The sequence below is a fragment of the Shewanella sp. FJAT-51649 genome, assembly GCF_019457435.1.
GTDB lineage: Bacteria > Pseudomonadota > Gammaproteobacteria > Enterobacterales > Shewanellaceae > Shewanella > Shewanella mangrovisoli.
In genome coordinates, this window is sequence record NZ_CP080411.1 from 1,672,458 (window position 1) to 1,689,532 (window position 17,075).

Annotated in this window: 10 protein-coding genes; 2 read left to right on the forward strand and 8 right to left on the reverse strand. The window is 46.3% G+C overall.

The genetic code is table 11. The features are described from left to right. Positions 1–29 precede the first annotated feature (29 nt). The 6 genes from K0H59_RS07655 to K0H59_RS07680 all read right to left on the reverse strand — a co-directional run bounded on the left by K0H59_RS07655 (position 30) and on the right by K0H59_RS07680 (position 7,422). The gene (locus tag K0H59_RS07655; protein WP_220055135.1) at positions 30–1,691 is read right to left on the reverse strand and encodes a BatD family protein; all 1,662 of its coding nucleotides are present in this window, start codon (positions 1,689–1,691) and stop codon (positions 30–32) included. Continuing rightward, positions 1,685–3,757, reverse strand: coding sequence for a VWA domain-containing protein (locus tag K0H59_RS07660; RefSeq protein WP_220055136.1), 2,073 nt, complete (start codon positions 3,755–3,757; stop codon positions 1,685–1,687). Before K0H59_RS07660 ends, K0H59_RS07655 begins: the two co-directional genes overlap by 7 nt. Further along, positions 3,757–4,773: a VWA domain-containing protein gene (locus K0H59_RS07665; RefSeq protein ID WP_220055137.1), complete on the reverse strand. Its 1,017-nt coding sequence runs from the start codon at positions 4,771–4,773 to the stop codon at positions 3,757–3,759. The genes K0H59_RS07660 and K0H59_RS07665 overlap by 1 nt, the downstream gene beginning before the upstream one ends. After that, complete coding sequence (locus K0H59_RS07670; RefSeq protein ID WP_220055138.1) at positions 4,767–5,360, reverse strand: DUF4381 domain-containing protein; 594 nt, start codon at positions 5,358–5,360, stop codon at positions 4,767–4,769. Before K0H59_RS07670 ends, K0H59_RS07665 begins: the two co-directional genes overlap by 7 nt. A gap of 63 nt (positions 5,361–5,423) precedes the next feature. Next, positions 5,424–6,392, reverse strand: coding sequence for a DUF58 domain-containing protein (locus tag K0H59_RS07675; protein ID WP_220055139.1), 969 nt, complete (start codon positions 6,390–6,392; stop codon positions 5,424–5,426). Between the two features lie 73 nt (positions 6,393–6,465). Beyond that, entirely contained in the window at positions 6,466–7,422 is a 957-nt protein-coding gene (locus K0H59_RS07680; RefSeq protein ID WP_011622189.1) for a MoxR family ATPase, read from the reverse strand. A 273-nt stretch (positions 7,423–7,695) separates the two neighbouring features. Here K0H59_RS07680 and fadI point away from each other — a divergent pair, with 273 nt between their 5' ends. Continuing rightward, complete coding sequence (gene fadI, locus K0H59_RS07685) at positions 7,696–9,006, forward strand: acetyl-CoA C-acyltransferase FadI (protein WP_011622190.1); 1,311 nt, start codon at positions 7,696–7,698, stop codon at positions 9,004–9,006. Positions 9,007–9,011: 5 nt separating this feature from the next. Then, entirely contained in the window at positions 9,012–11,141 is a 2,130-nt protein-coding gene (gene fadJ, locus K0H59_RS07690; RefSeq protein WP_220055140.1) for a fatty acid oxidation complex subunit alpha FadJ, read from the forward strand. Positions 11,142–11,884: 743 nt separating this feature from the next. Here fadJ and K0H59_RS07695 read toward each other — a convergent pair. Together K0H59_RS07695 and K0H59_RS07700 are read right to left on the reverse strand one after the other, a co-directional pair. Continuing rightward, the gene (locus K0H59_RS07695) at positions 11,885–12,427 is read right to left on the reverse strand and encodes a hypothetical protein (RefSeq protein ID WP_220055141.1); all 543 of its coding nucleotides are present in this window, start codon (positions 12,425–12,427) and stop codon (positions 11,885–11,887) included. 106 nt (positions 12,428–12,533) lie between these two features. Then, a complete protein-coding gene (locus K0H59_RS07700; RefSeq protein WP_220055142.1) occupies positions 12,534–16,793 on the reverse strand; it encodes an EAL domain-containing protein in 4,260 nt (1,419 codons plus the stop codon). Between the last annotated feature and the right edge of the window lie 282 nt (positions 16,794–17,075).

The window sequence follows — 17,075 nt, forward strand, 5'->3', positions numbered from 1 at the left end:
GTGCGTCGTTTTGATTTATCTATCTGTGTTTAGACATTGGGGTTCAGCGGTTGTAATGGCGTAGATTGCTGCGTCATAGGGTGTAGCTTGCCGCTTTTCACAGCGCTTAACAATGCTTTTACAGCGCTTGCCAGTTGGTCGTCGCTATTGGCTTTGCCGCCGTAGGCTAAGGCTTGCAGCTGACGAATCGCCTCTGCTAACTCGCTCGACTGCGCCGCAATTTTATCGAGCGTCATAGGGCGAGCGGCCTGCTCACTACAGTATTGCTGCAATTGCTGCAAAATATCACTGACATTGCCTTTAGCGCAGGCTTGCTCTAAGCCCTTAATGCCTGTGTCAAGAGCGAGCGGTTGCGAGGCGACTTGTGTATGGACCGTCGGTTGGCGCTTAAGCGCGCGTCGCCAAGCGACAAAGGTAACGGCCCAGGCAACTAATGTCACCAGCCACAGCAGGGCGAACAGATTGGTGCTCCAATGGCCTTCATTGTTGGTGCTGGTGTTTGCCTGCCAGTTGGGTTCGATGGGCGTATCGACCACGGCGCCACCTTTTACTTGAATGGTGCGGGCCGGCAGGGTCGCCATTTCTTGGCGTTTAAGATGCGGATTCCACCAAGGCACTTTCACTTCGGGTAAGGTAAAAGTGCCCGCCTTACTGGGGACGATGGCCGAGGTAATACTGTATTGGGACACAATTTGTGCGTCGCGCACAAAGCTCTGGCGCTGGGGTTTTTCGGGATAGGATTTAAGCTCTGGCGGCAGGTTTTGCGCGATATCCGGCAGGCTATTCTCATCGGCATTGGAAGCCAATAAGGTGAGCGTTCGGGTGATGGGGCTTCCGACGGTAAACTCTTTTACATCCTCAGGAAAACTTTCTTTTAAAGCCACTAAGTCGGCAACAAGCCATTGGCCTTGGAAGCTAGTTGGCGCTGGTTCGACTTGAATGCTTAAGGAGGGCGCGCCAGCCTGCATTGGGCGGCTCTCGTTAAAGCCAAACATGCCGCCGCGGCGTTGGGATTCCACTAATACATCGCCAGAAAAGGTCGCGCCTTTGATGTTCACTTGGCCGGGTAAGTCGGGAATGATGCCATAGGTGCGTTCAATCACGCGGTAACGACGGCCTTCGATGATCTCCGAGCCGTCCTTGTCTTCGCCAATTTGCTTAATCTGCGCGCCTTCGATAACGGGGGCATTGAGCACACCGCGTTGCAGTTCGACTGCAAGATAGAGTTTCACTTTGTAGGTGATAAGCTGGCCGACGTAGGCTTCATCGGTCGAGACTTTGGCATCGATAAACAGATTTTTGGCCTGCTCAGGTTGTGCGCCCGCTTCGACGACCTTGAGGGGGATTTCAGCGGAGCTGACGCCATCAATGCTAAAGGATGGAATGGTCAGTAGGCCCTTTTGCTTTGGGGCAAGCAGTACTTGCCAGCGGGTTTCTTTAACCGCATCGAAGTTCATTATCTGGGTGCTACGACTCACGCTGGTGCGACCCACGATGAAATCCTTAAGCAGGATAGAGGTATCGAGTTTACCCGTGTCGACCTCATCGTCGGCACTGACATTGAGCACAAAGTACTCTCCCTCCATCACCGGATTGCGATCGACCGACGCCTCGAGTTTGCTCAGGGCAAAGGCGGGCTGAATGACCGCGATGCAAAGCGTGAGGAGGATAAAAAATTGTCTGATCACCACTGTTCGTTATCCCTTGATATTTGGCCATTTTGACGGCGTTTTTGATATTCGAGTTGCATCTTGTTACGCAGCAACACCTGTGGATCTTCACTCACGCCCCGCAGTGCTCGCTGCATCTCAGCTGGCAAAGGCTCGCTGTTACTTGGCGGCGCTTCAACAGACTCAACAGCGGTGTCTGGGTTTTTATCCGCCTGTGACTGTTTCTCTTTATCCGCTTTTGACGCTATGGCCTGTTGCTGTTCTTGCTCAGCTTTAGACTTATCATCCTCGACCTGTGCCTGCATTTTGGCCTCGTTGCTGGCTGGATCTTCTTTATCTTCAGCATTGTTATCGGCGCCGTGTTGCTGATTGGCTTGCTGCTCGGCTTGCTGTTGTTTTTGCTGTGCATCTCGCTGTTCTTGCTTGGCCTTATCGTCACTCGCTTGCTGTTTATCCTGTTCGCCTTGCTCAGGATTATTCTGCTCGGATGAAGACTCTTGCTCCTGCGACGGTTTTTCGTCTGCTTGGTCAGGATTATTTTGCTGTTGGGACTGCTGCTCTTGAGGCTGATCTTGAGCTTGGTCGTGTTGCGAGGATTGTTGATCTCCCTGCTGACCTTGTTGCTGGTTTTGTCCCTGCTGCTGATCGTTCTGGTTCTGTCCCTGTTGGTTTTGATCGCCTTGAGACTGCTTATCTTGATTGTCAGTATTTTGCTGCGATTCTTGCTGGTTCAGCAATTTCTCAGCTAACTCAAGGTTGGCCTTAGCCTGTGGGAATTCGGGCTGCTTGTCGAGTGCGGCCTGATAACGCTCCTTGGCTTTATCGGGTTTACCGAGTTGCATCAGCGCGTTGCCTTGATTGTACAGGCCATTAGCAGAGCTATCTTGCTCAAAGTTTTTTAGCGCCTGTTCGTACTCGCCCGCCTTGTACTGTGCCGCGCCTTGCCATTGTGGCGTTTCGAATTTTTGAGCGGCATTGGCGTAATCTTCGGCTTGATAGGCCTGCATCGCCTGTTGCTCTTGTGTGTGCCAGAGTGAGTCCCATGCACTGGCATGAGCATTCTGTGGGGCTGCACCGAGCAATAGGCCAGCCAATCCCATCAGTAGCCAGTTGGCGAGCATGCCTTGCCTAAAGCTCAGCAGGGCAGGGATGAGTAAGAGTAAGGCGAGGTAAGGGCCAAGATCCTGCCAGGTTTCCCCATCGAGATCCGTGGCTTTGGCATCGCCACTGTCGCTTAACCAATGTTGCAACTGCACTAAATCCTGACCATCGGCCCGATTGGGGACCATGATGCCATTATGGTTATCGGCTAATTTTTGCAGTAAGCCAAAGTCGGTTTTGGCGACAACGACTTCATTGCTGCTGTCGCGCTGTAATTGGCCATCGGGTAAGCGGATGGGCGCGCCTTGGGGGCTACCAAATCCCATGATCGCGAGCCGATATTGGCTACCAGCTAAGGCCGAGTTGGCCTCATCGAATTGCCTCGGGGTGATGCCATCTGTCATCACAATAATATCGCCCCGTAGATGCCCGCCCTGTACCAGTAAATTTTTAGCTTGGGTTAGGGCGGCCGCTAGGTTTGAGCCCAACACCGGCATAATGTCAGGGCTTAAGGTGGGCAATAAATTAAGCAGTGTGCCCGTGTCTCGGGTGAGCGGGCTTATGGTAAAGGCATCGCCAGCGAAGGCAATCAGGCCAGTTTCGCCTTCTTTTAAGCCGCGGAGTAAATCCGTCGCTCGAAACTTGGTTTGGGTTAAGCGGTTGGGCGCCAGATCGGTGGCAAACATGGAGACGGACATGTCCATCACCAACACTCGGCCTTGCTCGGCGGCAAAAACGGGCAAAGATTGCTTATTGAGTGCTGGCCCCGCTAAGGCCAAGGTGGCAATCACCCAAGTGAAAGCCAAGATATGCAGTGATCGACGAGATTTTTGCGTGCCCTCTGTGACCAATATTTTGGCCAAATGCGGCGCAATATAGCGGTTCCAAGCACTGTTACTCTGGTGTTGACGCCATAGCGCCCACAGGATGATGGCGAGTGGCAACAGGGCGAGTAACCATTCTGGACGAATAAAATGCAGGCTCATTAACGAACATCCCCCCGTGGTGTTGCTGATGGAACAGGGTTTTTAGTCCGCGAAAACAGTGCTAACTGACCTAAGGCTATCCAAATGCTGGTGAGCAGCGCGAGGGCGAGCGGCCAATAGAATAGCTCTGCTTGAGGACGATAACTGAGTTGATCGCGACTCACGGGCTCCAGTTTATCAATTTCTTGATAAATCTGTTCCAGCTCTTGGCTGTTACGGGCGCGGAAATAGCGGCCATGGGTAACATCGGCAATATGCTTGAGTTGGTTTTCATCGAGATCCATCGACGGATTGACGCGCTCACGACCAAACAGGGTGCGTCTTTCCATGACATCGGCACCCACACCAACGGTATAAATCGTCACTTTGCGATTAGCGGCGATTTGGGCTGCTTGCTCAGGATCGATATTACCGGCGTTATTTGAGCCGTCAGTCAATAAAATCAATACTCTGTTACTCTCATCCATTTTGTCGAAGCGCTTGACCGCGAGCGCAATCGACTCGCCAATCGCCGTTTGTTTACCGACAAGGCCAATCTGCGCCTCCTTTAAAAACTGGGCGACAGAACGTCTATCTTGGGTGAGTGGCGCCTGTAGATAGGCGTGATCGGCAAATAAAATCAAACCGATACGATCGCCTTTGCGACGCTCTATAAACTCACTGACCACGTGTTGGATCAAGGTAAAACGGTCAACCACTTTGCCGTTAATCACCATATCTTCAATCTGCATACTGCCGGATAAATCCACCGCCAGCATGAGATCCCGCCCTTGGCTTGGCAGTTCAATCGGATCGCCAAGCCATTGTGGGCGGGCAATAGCAAGCACTAACAAGCTCCACATTAACCAATAGCGCTTGCGACTTTGGCGGCTGTGGCTAGTGATATTGGCCTTGCCCGCTTGGATAATACCGGGCAATTGCAGGCGGCCACCTTCGGCTTGCACCGTTTGGCGACGCCAAAAAATAAAAGGTAAAGGCAGTAAAATCAATGCCAAAGGCCATGCGACTGTTAACATTGCTCCTCCGCAGGCTTAGCTGGAGCCGGTGTGACTGCTGCTGACGACGTCGGGTTTTGGTTTGCAGCAGTGTCCATTATCGGTGCGCTTAATTTGGCTTTTGAGGCAAACCAGCTGTGGGCGAGGGCTTGTAACTCACGGGCCTCCTCGGCGCTGAGTGGTTTAGCCTGATGGCGTTTTTCCAATAAAGGCCCTATGCGGCCGCGTTGCTTTTCGGGCAAATGGCTATCTAACCAGGTTGCCCACGCGGGGCCGTCGAGTTTGGCTATCACTTCCCTTGGCAGATAACTTAAGGCGGTGCGCTTTAACAGCTGATTCACGTCAGAGGGATACTGGGCCGAATGAGGATCAAGTGCTGCAAATAAACCTTGGGCGGCTTTTTTAGGCGCTAAGTAAGCGGCACGTTTTTTGAGCCAAAGAATCGCGGCAATCAACAAAACTAACAGGATAGCGAGTGCTAACCAATAACCTATGGCCCATGGCCAAGCCCCAATCGGGTCGGGGAGAATAATATCTTGTAAATCCGCCAAAGCGGGATTTGGCGTGGCAGCCTTATCCAAGGCTAGATTTAGAGTTTGTGGGTTCACGCTTTGGACTCACTTATGCTTTATTATGCACTGTTTACTTTTACTCACTTATTTGCCGTGCTGTTATTGCAGTAAGGCTAACTGCTGCGCGAGGGGTAAACCCGCGTCGATAAATTGGGTACGTACCTTTAGCTTTTGCATCATGGCGATAAAGTCATTCTGCTGCTGTTGTTGCTGCCCAAGCCAGGCTTGATAACTGTCGCGAGTCAGCACTCGATCTTGGTCCCCTTCGCGAACCGGTAAACTAAACTGCTTGGGTAAATTGAGGTTGCCCTGCCTAAGAGGGTCGGTCACCAGATAGGCGCCAATATCACAATGGCGTTTAAGTTCTGTCAGCGGCGCGATACATTGCGGCGTAAAATGGCTGCCATCTGTGATGATCCAAATTAATGAGCCCGGTTTCGCGATACGTTGCAAGCGCTGGCAGGCGCGCAGGATATGGTCAGGATCCCGAAGGTGACTGCCGAGCTGATTGAGTTGTTGCTCGTGCACTCGGCGCAATCCTGAAATGAGCTGCAATATCCCTTGGCGGCGACTGCGGGGTTTTAACTCTAGATGTTCAGATTCGCAGGCTATTAAGGCGCCGAGTCTGTCACCGTGGTTGATGGCATTCCAACCTAGCGTGGTCGCTAAATGCCCCGCTTGTACCGACTGCAATAATAAACTCGAGCCAAAATACAGGCTCTGGCTTAAATCGAGCAGTAACAGAATAGGGCGCTCGCGCTCCTCAATAAATAACTTAGTGTGGGTTTGCCCAGTGCGGGCGGTCACGCGCCAGTCTATGGTGCGGACATCGTCGCCCTGTTGATAGTGACGCACTTCGGCAAATTCCATCCCGCGGCCTTTGATTAAACTGCTGCGATGTCCCGCCATATTGGCTCGTGCCCGGCTGTGACGCTCAGGAATAGCCCGCGCAATCGTCTGGCAGGCGAGCAGTTCTTTCTCGGTTAAATGCAGCCCGTCGGCAAACAATGGCAAGCCATGTGGATTGCCGTCACTGTGTAGGGATGCGTTTAGCGCACTGTTATTCATTCAAAGCTACTCATACAAAGCGATTCAGTTACCTAGGATTTATCAGCCCGCGTATCCAGTCTATGTTCTGAGATTATGGAACTGCGACCTGAGTCAAAATATGGTTGATCACTTGATCGCGGCTGACACCTTCGGCCTGTGCTTGATAACTCAGCAGCAGTCTGTGTCTTAACACATTGGGCGCAACGGCTTGAATATCCTCGGGAGAGACAAAATCGCGCTCGTGTAACCAGGCTCTGGCACGAGCGCAGCGCTCCAGCGAAATTGTCGCGCGAGGACTCACACCGTACTCTAACCATTTTGCCAGTTCGTCGCTGTAACGCGCGGGTTGGCGGGTCGCCATAATGATTTCGACTATGTACTTCTCTAGCGGTTCGGCCAGATAAATTTCCATCGCTTCGTCACGGGCGGCAAAAATGTCGGCCTGGGCAATCGGCTCCGCAGTCGGCAACTCATGGGTGAGCGCTTCTTGGCGGGATTGGCGCAGAATTTCGATTTCAGTGTCACCGCTTGGGTAATCTAAATTCAGGTGCATTAAAAAGCGGTCGAGCTGGGCTTCGGGCAGCGGATAAGTGCCTTCGTTTTCTAAGGGGTTTTGTGTTGCCATCACGAGGAAGAGCGGCGGCAACTTATAACTGTTTTTCCCAACGGTCACTTGACCTTCGGCCATGGCCTCTAATAACGCCGACTGTACCTTAGCGGGGGCGCGGTTGATTTCGTCGGCGAGAATAAGATTGTGGAAAATCGGACCCGCTTCAAATTCAAAGGTGCCAGTTTGTGAGCGATAGATATCCGTACCCGTAAGGTCGGCGGGCAGCAGGTCGGGGGTAAATTGGATCCGGTGAAAATCCCCTTCCACACCATCGCAGAGGGCTTTAACCGCACGGGTTTTAGCAAGACCTGGTGGGCCTTCTACTAATAAATGGCCATTGGCAATGAGGGCAATGAGCAGGTTTTCGGTCAAAACTGGCTGCCCTAAAACAACCTTATTTAGGTAAGTGCGTAATGCGTGGAAGCGACTCAAAGGCATGATGCTACTCGTTTTTTAGGTTGAAAATATCGATTGAAAATACGTGTGTGGGCTATAGACAACGAATATGGTAAAGAATTCCCTAAGGGTTTGGCTAGTGTTAAAAAAACAAACAGGTGTTTAAAACTTGCTGACAAGAAGTTAGAATCAGATCACACTTTAATGGTCAGACCTGTTATTAGGCTTTTTTGGTGCCAAACAGCAGGGCAAACATGGAAATCGATAGCGCCGCCTGAAATCTCTCAGCGATAGCGCACATAAAGAGGGTGACAAATGAGTGATAGACAACAGGTAACTAACGCAAAGGGTGAGCGTATCGCCATTGTGGCGGGCTTAAGAACGCCATTTGCGAAACAGGCGACCGCATTCCACGGTGTGTCGGCGCTCGATATGGGCAAAATGGTCGTTAACGAGCTGCTGGCCCGTAGCGAACTGGATCCTAAATTGATTGAGCAATTAGTGTACGGTCAGGTGGTACAAATGCCTGCGGCACCGAACATTGCCCGTGAAATCGTGTTAGGAACCGGCATGGATGTGTCAACCGATGCTTATAGCGTGACCCGTGCCTGTGCGACCAGTTTTCAATCTGCGGTGAATGTGGCCGAGTCAATCATGACTGGCAATATTGAGATTGGTATTGCCGGCGGCGCAGACTCTTCCTCTGTATTGCCTATTGGGGTATCTAAAAAGCTCGCCCATGCCTTAGTCGATCTGAATAAAGCCCGTAGCTTTGGCCAAAAACTACAGATTTTCCGCCGTTTAGGCATCAAAGACTTATTGCCAGTGCCGCCTGCCGTTGCCGAGTATTCAACTGGATTGTCCATGGGGCAAACCGCAGAGCAAATGGCCAAGACGTATAATATCAGCCGCGCCGATCAAGATGCGCTGGCACACCGCTCCCACACGTTGGCAAGTGAAACGTGGGCTTCAGGTCATCTACGTGACGAAGTGATGGTGGCCCATGTTCCACCTTATAAACAGTTTATCGAGCGCGATAATAACATTCGTGAAAACTCCGATTTAAGCTCTTACGCTAAACTGCGTCCCGCTTTCGATAAAAAGCATGGCAGTGTCACCGCCGCGAACAGTACACCGCTGACCGATGGCGCCTCGGCGATCATTTTGATGAGTGAAGGCCGTGCTAAAGCCTTGGGTTATCAACCTATTGGTTACATTAAGAGCTACGCATTTACCGCGATTGATGTCTGGCAAGACATGTTGATGGGACCTTCCTATGCAACGCCATTGGCATTAAAACGCGCCGGCATGGAATTAGAAGATTTAACCCTCATCGAAATGCACGAAGCCTTTGCGGCACAAACCTTAGCGAACATGCAGATGTTTGCCTCAAAGAAATTTGCCGAAGAAAAATTAGGGCGCAATCGTGCCATTGGTGAAATCGATATGAGCAAATTTAACGTGCTCGGCGGCTCTTTAGCTTACGGTCATCCTTTTGCGGCCACAGGTACGCGTTTAATCACTCAGGTTTGTCGTGAGCTTAAACGTCGTGGCGGCGGAACGGGCTTGGCAACGGCCTGTGCTGCGGGTGGTTTAGGGGCTGCAATGATTGTGGAAGTGGAGTAATGGCGATGGAAAAGACATTTAATTTAACCCGCCGTGAAGACGGTATCGCCATTCTAATGATGGACGTACCCGGCGAAACCATGAATACCCTCAAGGCAGAATTTGGCCCTGAGATCAGTGAGATCCTGTCGGAGATTAAACGCGATAGCAGTATCCGTGGCCTAGTGCTGATTTCGGGTAAAAAAGACTCCTTCGTAGCAGGGGCGGATATCTCTATGCTTGACGCTTGTCAAACGGCGGGCGATGCGAAAGCCTTATCCCAGCAAGGGCATGTAGTATTTAACGAGTTAGAAGCCTTGAATATCCCAGTGGTTGCCGCGATACATGGCGCCTGTTTAGGAGGCGGTTTAGAGCTTGCGCTCGCGTGTCATCAACGTGTGTGCAGTGATGATGGCAAGACCATGTTGGGCGTACCCGAAGTGCAACTCGGTTTATTACCCGGAGGCGGCGGTACTCAGCGTTTGCCACGTTTAGTGGGGATCACCACTGCGCTAGATATGATGTTGACGGGTAAACAAATTCGTCCGAAACAAGCGTTAAAGATGGGCTTAGTCAACGACGTAGTACCACAGACGATTCTGTTGCAAACCGCAGTGGAAATGGCGCTCGCGGGTAAACTCACGGCGAAACCGATTAAAAAATCGCTGGTTAATCAATTACTCGAAGGCACAGGGTTCGGCCGTAACATTATTTTTGATCAAGCTGCCAAGCAAGTCGCTAAGAAAACCCAAGGCAACTATCCTGCGCCGGCAAAAATTATTGATTGTGTACGCCAAGGTATGGCGAAAGGAATGCAGAAAGGGCTTGAGGTAGAAGCCAGCCATTTTGCAGAGCTGGTGGTGTCGAAAGAATCTGAGGCGCTGCGCAGTATTTTCTTTGCCACTACAGAGATGAAGAAAGAAACTGGCGCCGAAGGGGCGACACCACGTAAAGTCAAAAAAGCCGTGATCTTAGGTGGCGGTTTGATGGGCGGTGGTATTGCTTCGGTCACGACGACTAAGGCGAAAATTCCTGCGCGGGTAAAAGACATTAACGAAAAGGGCTTAAGCAATGCGCTTTCTTACGCCTATAAGTTATTGGATAAAGGCGTTAAACGTCGTCATATGACGCCGGCCGTTCGCGACAATTTAATGGCACTGATGACAACGACGACCGAATATAAAGGCGTTAAGGACGCTGATATTGTTGTTGAAGCCGTATTTGAGGATTTAGCGCTTAAACATCAGATGGTTAAAGATATTGAGCGTGAATGCGGCGAGCACACGATTTTTGCATCTAACACCTCATCTTTACCCATTGGCCAAATTGCACAGGCGGCCAGCCGTCCTGAAAATGTGATTGGCTTACATTATTTCTCACCAGTAGAAAAAATGCCGCTGGTGGAAGTGATTGCCCATGCGAAAACGTCTCCTGAGACGATTGCCACCACAGTGGCCTTTGCCCGCAAACAGGGTAAAACGCCAATCGTGGTACAAGACGGTGCCGGTTTTTATGTTAACCGTATCCTCGCGCTGTATATGAACGAAGCTGCACAATTACTGCTGGAAGGGCAGAGTATTGAGCACTTAGACAAAGCCTTAGTGAAGTTCGGTTTCCCCGTCGGCCCTATCACTTTGCTCGATGAAGTAGGTATCGATGTCGGTGCTAAAATCGCTCCAATCCTTGAAAAAGAATTGGGCGAGCGTTTTAAAGCCCCAGCAGCCTTCGATAAGTTGCTGAGCGATGATAGAAAAGGCCGTAAAAATGGCAAAGGTTTCTATCAATATGCTGCTGGCAATAAAGCGTTGAGCAAGAAGAAAGCCGTGGATGAAAGCGTTTACGCAGTACTTGGCATCAAGCCTGGTATGGACAAAGACTTAAGCGCAGTGGCCGAGCGTTGTGTGGTGCAAATGCTCAATGAAGCTGTGCGCTGCTTAGATGACGGCATTATTGCCTCACCGCGTGATGGTGATATTGGCGCCATCTTCGGTATTGGTTTCCCACCATTCTTAGGTGGCCCATTCCACTATATTGATACCCTGGGTGCCGATAACTTGGTCAACATACTGGAACGTTATCAAGCTCAATACGGCGACCGATTTGAGCCATGCCCACGTCTTAAGGCGATGGCGGCAGAAAAGGCTCGTTTCTTCTAAGTGCACAAATAGGGGTTGACTAAAAAAGCGGCAATATGATGCCGCTTTTTTATTGCCTCAAGGCTAATTTTTGCCTAAAAAATGTTCACATTTGTTTGAGTGATCTTGTATTATGGCGTCCCTATTTACGGCAGTTGTACCGTGATACCGTCTGTATATGTTGATTAGTGCTGATAAATAGCCTCACTCAGAGTCTATTTATATTGAGAACGGCTATTTTTTGATTTGCACATAATGACTTAGCCGATAAAGAGGTTGCTGTGGGATTCATGTTTTATGTGGTTGTCGCCTTGTCGGTGAGTTGTTCCTGGTGTTTTGGCATTGCGGCTTTTAGAGTAGGACTTTCGGTAAGCTATTGGGCTGTAATGGGATTTATACTGGGACCCTTAGCGTTTCCACTGTTTTCCTCCCATAAACGTATTGCGCTAAGCAGAATGCGCCGGACTTCTGACGCTAGTCTAACCGCTTAATGTTGATATGATTTGTCGTAAATGTGGCTAATAAAAAAGGAGCATTTAGCTCCTTTTTTATTGACCTAGGCCACGCGCTAGCAAATGGCTCTAAGCTTTGCGAACGGTATATTTCCGCCTGAAGGTGAAATTAATTCCACCAACCCTTTGCAGGGATCACTTCAAGGTGGTTTAAGCCTTCTGGTAATTTCACTTTTTTACGAACAGGCTTTGCGAAACCAAGTGCTTTTTTGATTGAATTTAACATAGACACTCTCCTTCACCTGATTAATGTTATGCGATTTCTGTGTTAATGAACTTAACGCATGGATGTCCAGCGACTTCAAATGGCTTGAATTTAACTGCAGGATGTCCAGCGACTTCAAATGGCTTGAATTTGACTGCAGGATGTCCCGCAACTTCAACGGATTTAAATTTCACTGCAGGATGTCCAGCGACTTCAAATGGCTTGAATTTAACTGCAGGATGTCCCGCAACTTCAACGGATTTAAATTTCACTGCAGGATGTCCTGCGACTTCAAAGGGCTTGAATTTAACAGCTGGATGTCCTGCAACTTCAACTGATTTAAATTTCACTGCGGGATGTCCAGCGACTTCAAAGGGCTTGAATTTGACAGCAGGATGTCCGGTAACTTCAACAGATTTGAATTTGACAGCAGGATGACCAGCTACTTCTGGATTAACGTCTTTAGTCGCTTCGGATGATACAACAGTTTGAGAAAGGCTTTTCTCTACAGTTGTTTCAATGGCGGCGGCTGTTGTTACAAAGCCGATTGTAGACAGTAATGCTGCTGCAGTTAGAATTCCTTTCATCATTTTATCTCTCAGGGTAGTTGATAATGTTTTATTTTTTGACTCTGAACACCTTAATGCAGATGTTGTGCCAATGTTTCAAACTACCGATTGAGAGATAATTTTATGATCAAATAATCTTGTGGTGGGGCATGAATTTACTCCGATCATCTTGAAGCAATTGAGTAAATTCAATTTCATTAATCGCTTTGCTAAAGATATAACCTTGTATTTCTTCGCAGTTAAGGGCCCGAAGGATATTTAGCTGCGCGGCTTGTTCTACACCTTCACCAACAACCGACAGACCCATATTGTGAGCGATGGTAATGATTGAATCGACCATCTTCAAATCTCGGTCAGATTTATCAATATCATCGACAAAGGCTTTATCGATTTTGAGCGTATGAATTGGGAACCGTTTTAAGTAAGAAAGTGAAGAATAACCCGTACCGAAGTCATCCAACGCGAGGCTCACTCCCATCTTAGCTAATTGCTGCATAACGGTTATAGCCATTTCTGGCTGCTTAATAACCGTCCCTTCGGTGATTTCGAGTTCTAGGTGAGAGGCCGGTAATTGCGTTAAGCGTAAAATAGATTCTATGCGTTGCTGTAAATCGGGTAGGGCAAACTGACGTGACGATAAATTGACGGCGACTCTTCCTTTGAAGAGCCCTTGTTCACGCCATTTCTGCGCCGCAAAACAGGCTTTTCTAAGTACAATTTCACCGATTTCAATAATAAGGCCATTTTCTTCCGCAAGGGGAATAAAATCATTCGGTGGGATCAGTCCACGGGTGGGATGATTTAAACGGACTAAGGCTTCCATCCCCGCGACGTGACCACTTTTAAGATCGACTTTGGGTTGATAATACACCTCAAATAAATCTTCTTTTAATCCTTCACGAATGAGGTTTTCAATTTCAAGTTGTTTAATTGCATGTTGGTTAAGGGATTCTGAGTAGAATTGGTAACAATTTCCGCCGGCAGATTTTGCATGATACATGGCAATATCGGCTTTTCTCAGAAGTGCCTGTTCACTTTGTTCATCCTCAGGGTAGAAAACAATACCAATACTCACGCCCAAAACCAGCTGCTCATTACCGATTTCAAACATGGTTTTAAAGGCTTCAATTACTCGTCCTGCAATCGCGGCACAGGCACTAATGTCAGATGTTTTGTCGAGTACAATCGCAAACTCATCGCCACCTAGACGATAGATACTGGTGTTTTTAGGGAGAATAGACTTAATTCTGACGGACACTAGCTTGAGTAACTGATCACCAATTTGATGACCTAAGGAGTCATTGATACGTTTAAAATTGTCGAGGTCGAGTACCATTAAGGCATGGGTAATTTCTTTATTAACCAAGTTTCCTAATGTAACTTGCAAGTTTGAGCGATTGGGCAGCCCCGTTAATAGGTCATTGTTGGTGAGTTTACGAAGTTCCTCTTCTTGTTGTTTACGTCTCGATATATCAGAAAATACCCCTACGTAATGCGATAATTCACCTAACTCATCATAAATGGCGTCAATAGTCAGTTCCATATGGAAATGGCTTTTATCACCACGGCTGGCTTCGACTTCGCTGGCCCAACGACCTTGTTGTTTTAACATGGTACGAATTTGATTAGAAAAGGACTCCGGATACAAATCGAAGGTAAGCAGATTACCTATAAAATCAGTGCGATTACGCTGAGAAATTCTACAACACGCTTCGTTTACCTCTACAAATCGATATTCGCTGTCGAGAATAAACATACCTTCGGAAATATTTTCAATGGCTTTTTCGAACAGTTTTAATTGTTCTTCCTTTTGTTTGAATTGGCTGATGTTTTTAATTGTGCCCGTCATCCGCAGCGCATTGTCTTTATCATCTCTTTCTACAATTTTTGCTCGGTCTAAGATCCAGATCCAGCTATCATCTTTGCCTTTAACTCTGTATGCCGCTTCAAAATGATCGGTTTCACCGTAGAAGTGTTTGTTAAGCGCTTCCCTTACACGTTCTTGATCCATTGGATGAATATTACTCTCCTCATCACTATGACCAGAACGTTGACCATCCTTCGGAAATTCCAATGCTCCCCAAATATTTGAGCGGAAAATGTGACCCGTTTCTATATCCCAGTCCCACATTTCATCGCCGCTTCCCCATAAAGAAAGTTTTAAGCGTTCTTCGCTTAAAGCTATTTGCCGCTGAATTTCTCTTTTTCTTAATATTGCTTTAAATATAAAAACAGCGATGAACATTGATATAACAAAGTAAAATATTTTAGCTTGAGTTGAGGACCACCAAGGAGGTGTGATAATTACTGAAACTTCTTTTATTGCAGATTTTTTACCTGAAAGTGAATTGATAGCATATACTTGAAAATTGTATTTCCCAGGAGATAAATTCGTATATGTTGCTGAGTTGGTTCCATTTGCCGATATCCATGTATCAGAAAGACCATACATTCTATAGTTATAATTAGTGGATGAGTCTTCCGACATAGGGGAGATAAAGTTGAAGGAAAATGGATAATCTGAATACTTTAAGGTTATTTCGTTAATAGCTGAATTTTTGTTATTAAAGAAAGTGCTATCATTTTCTTGTGAAACATTAAACACAAGGAAATCAGATATTTCTGTTTGGCTTATTTCTTTGCTTTTAATATAGTTTATGACATTTTGGGGGTGTAAAATGCTGACACCGTTTATTCCAGCAAGTAAGACATAACCATTCACATCTATTGCACTTGGCGAATTGTATTCATACTGACTTCCGTTAGCAGTCTTTAAAGTATATGTTTTTTTGCTTTCTTTTTCATATATTACGACTTCACCTAATGATGCTGCGGTTATATAGTTTTCATCATTAATGATTGAATAAACTTCTTTTTTATTGGAAAATATCTTAGAAATGTTATTATCGCGCCTATCGAAAAACATTAAAGATGTAGATGTCCCAAAATAAATTCCATTATTTTCCTGCATTATACTGTATGTTATTTCCTCGCCTAAGCTGGATAATCGTCCATTCTCATACTTTTTAAAGCCACCCTGACCAGCTATATAGATCAAATCTTGTGAGTAAAATTCAATATCAAAAATCGGTTCGCTATTTTTCGTATCGATAACATCAATAATTTCAGTGTTATTGATGATTAACACCTTACCATCAGATGTTCCAGCTGTTATTATGGAGTTGTCACTATTGCTAGATAATGAAGATATTGATTTGTCACTAATCATTATTAAACTTTTCTCAGTCTTTAAAAATAATCCTGAATTAGTTCCAAAATAAAGACCTTCTTCATTTAATATTGCGTATTTGTATCCTTGGGTTTCAGTGTTAAATCTGTTTATTAGATTAAAGTTATTGTCGAAAAGGTCTATATTTTCTGATTCAGATGATACTATAAACCCTTGTGTGTTTTTTGTTAGATGCCATGTGTTGTTTTTCGATAAATCAGTTTGCTGTACTAAATTGTTAAGTTTTTTTACAATAACAAAGCCTTTGTCAATAGTGCCTAATATAAACATATCTTTCGTTACAACAAATGAAGATATTTTATCTACCTGGTCTGGAGGAAGAGTTCCTATTATGATGTTTTTTGAGATGTTAACAATTTTTCCGTTGGTGAATCCATAAATGGTATTATTGTACTTTGCGAGTTGAGAGAATGGTCGAGAGTCCGTTTTTACTATTTCGTTGCCATTATATTGATATAACCCATGGTTGAATGATATTGAAATTTCATTATCATTCGTTTCATCTAAATCTATTGTGCCATGAGCGATTTCTTTTAACTCATTATTTACTAACTTAAATAGTTTTCCTGAGTAATCTCTTATATAATAATTATCACCAACTTTTATAGCTTTTTTTATTTCACTTAATCCTTTACTGGACAGTTCGTATTTTTTTTCTTGGTTGCTTATATCGATAATGGATTTATCAGTACCAACTATGAGGCTGTTATTTTTTGAGTTGATACTCCAGACGGGAGTATTTTTTACTGATAGGCCATAAGGAGAAAATGAGTCTTGAAGTTTATCGTAAACAACTAGACCGCTGTCTGTTCCAACATATAACACTCCTTGATCATCAACGAGTAAACTTCTAATAAAAGAACTAGGAAGCCCTGTTCTGGCATCATTAGCATAAAAGTGCTTGAAGTTTTTTCCATCAAACCGATTGAGCCCATTAAAGGTTCCAATCCATAGATATCCATCGTGATCCTGAACTATCGACGTAACGGTACTTTGGGAAAGTCCTTCTGGCACACCATACGATTGTGACTGGAGAATAATAGGTGATTTATTTGAAAAGGGAGATGCGGTTACGTCTTCTAATGCAAGGATGCCAAAAAAAGCGATTAAGACGATTTTTAAGAGTATTTTCGGCATAGTGTAGTTCTTAGTATTGTCCGAGGATGCCATGAAACAATTGTGTTACATCACTTTTCCAGAAATAGAAGCTTTTGTCAAAAGCCAGAATGTAAAAAATCCTTTTAATAGCATATAGATGGACTAATTTTGTACTTTCTCTTGACGCATTGGCATTGAACTACCAACTTTTCCATCAGTTTTTTGCTTACTGGCAATAGATACAACTATAGATTTACGTGCATTTAGCGATTTTGTTTGTTGGTTACCCATATGACATGAATACCATTACGTCAGTACTAA

Excerpts from the sequence above, each read along its gene's own strand:
- K0H59_RS07665 (WP_220055137.1), bottom strand. The coding sequence starts at position 4,773 with ATGTTAACAGTCGCATGGCCTTTGGCATTGATTTTACTGCCTTTACCT.
- K0H59_RS07680 (WP_011622189.1), bottom strand. The coding sequence starts at position 7,422 with ATGCCTTTGAGTCGCTTCCACGCATTACGCACTTACCTAAATAAGGTT.
- K0H59_RS07695 (WP_220055141.1), bottom strand. The coding sequence starts at position 12,427 with ATGATGAAAGGAATTCTAACTGCAGCAGCATTACTGTCTACAATCGGC.
- fadI (WP_011622190.1), top strand. The coding sequence starts at position 7,696 with ATGAGTGATAGACAACAGGTAACTAACGCAAAGGGTGAGCGTATCGCC.
- K0H59_RS07660 (WP_220055136.1), bottom strand. The coding sequence starts at position 3,757 with ATGAGCCTGCATTTTATTCGTCCAGAATGGTTACTCGCCCTGTTGCCA.
- fadJ (WP_220055140.1), top strand. The coding sequence starts at position 9,012 with ATGGAAAAGACATTTAATTTAACCCGCCGTGAAGACGGTATCGCCATT.
- K0H59_RS07700 (WP_220055142.1), bottom strand. The coding sequence starts at position 16,793 with ATGCCGAAAATACTCTTAAAAATCGTCTTAATCGCTTTTTTTGGCATC.
- K0H59_RS07675 (WP_220055139.1), bottom strand. The coding sequence starts at position 6,392 with ATGAATAACAGTGCGCTAAACGCATCCCTACACAGTGACGGCAATCCA.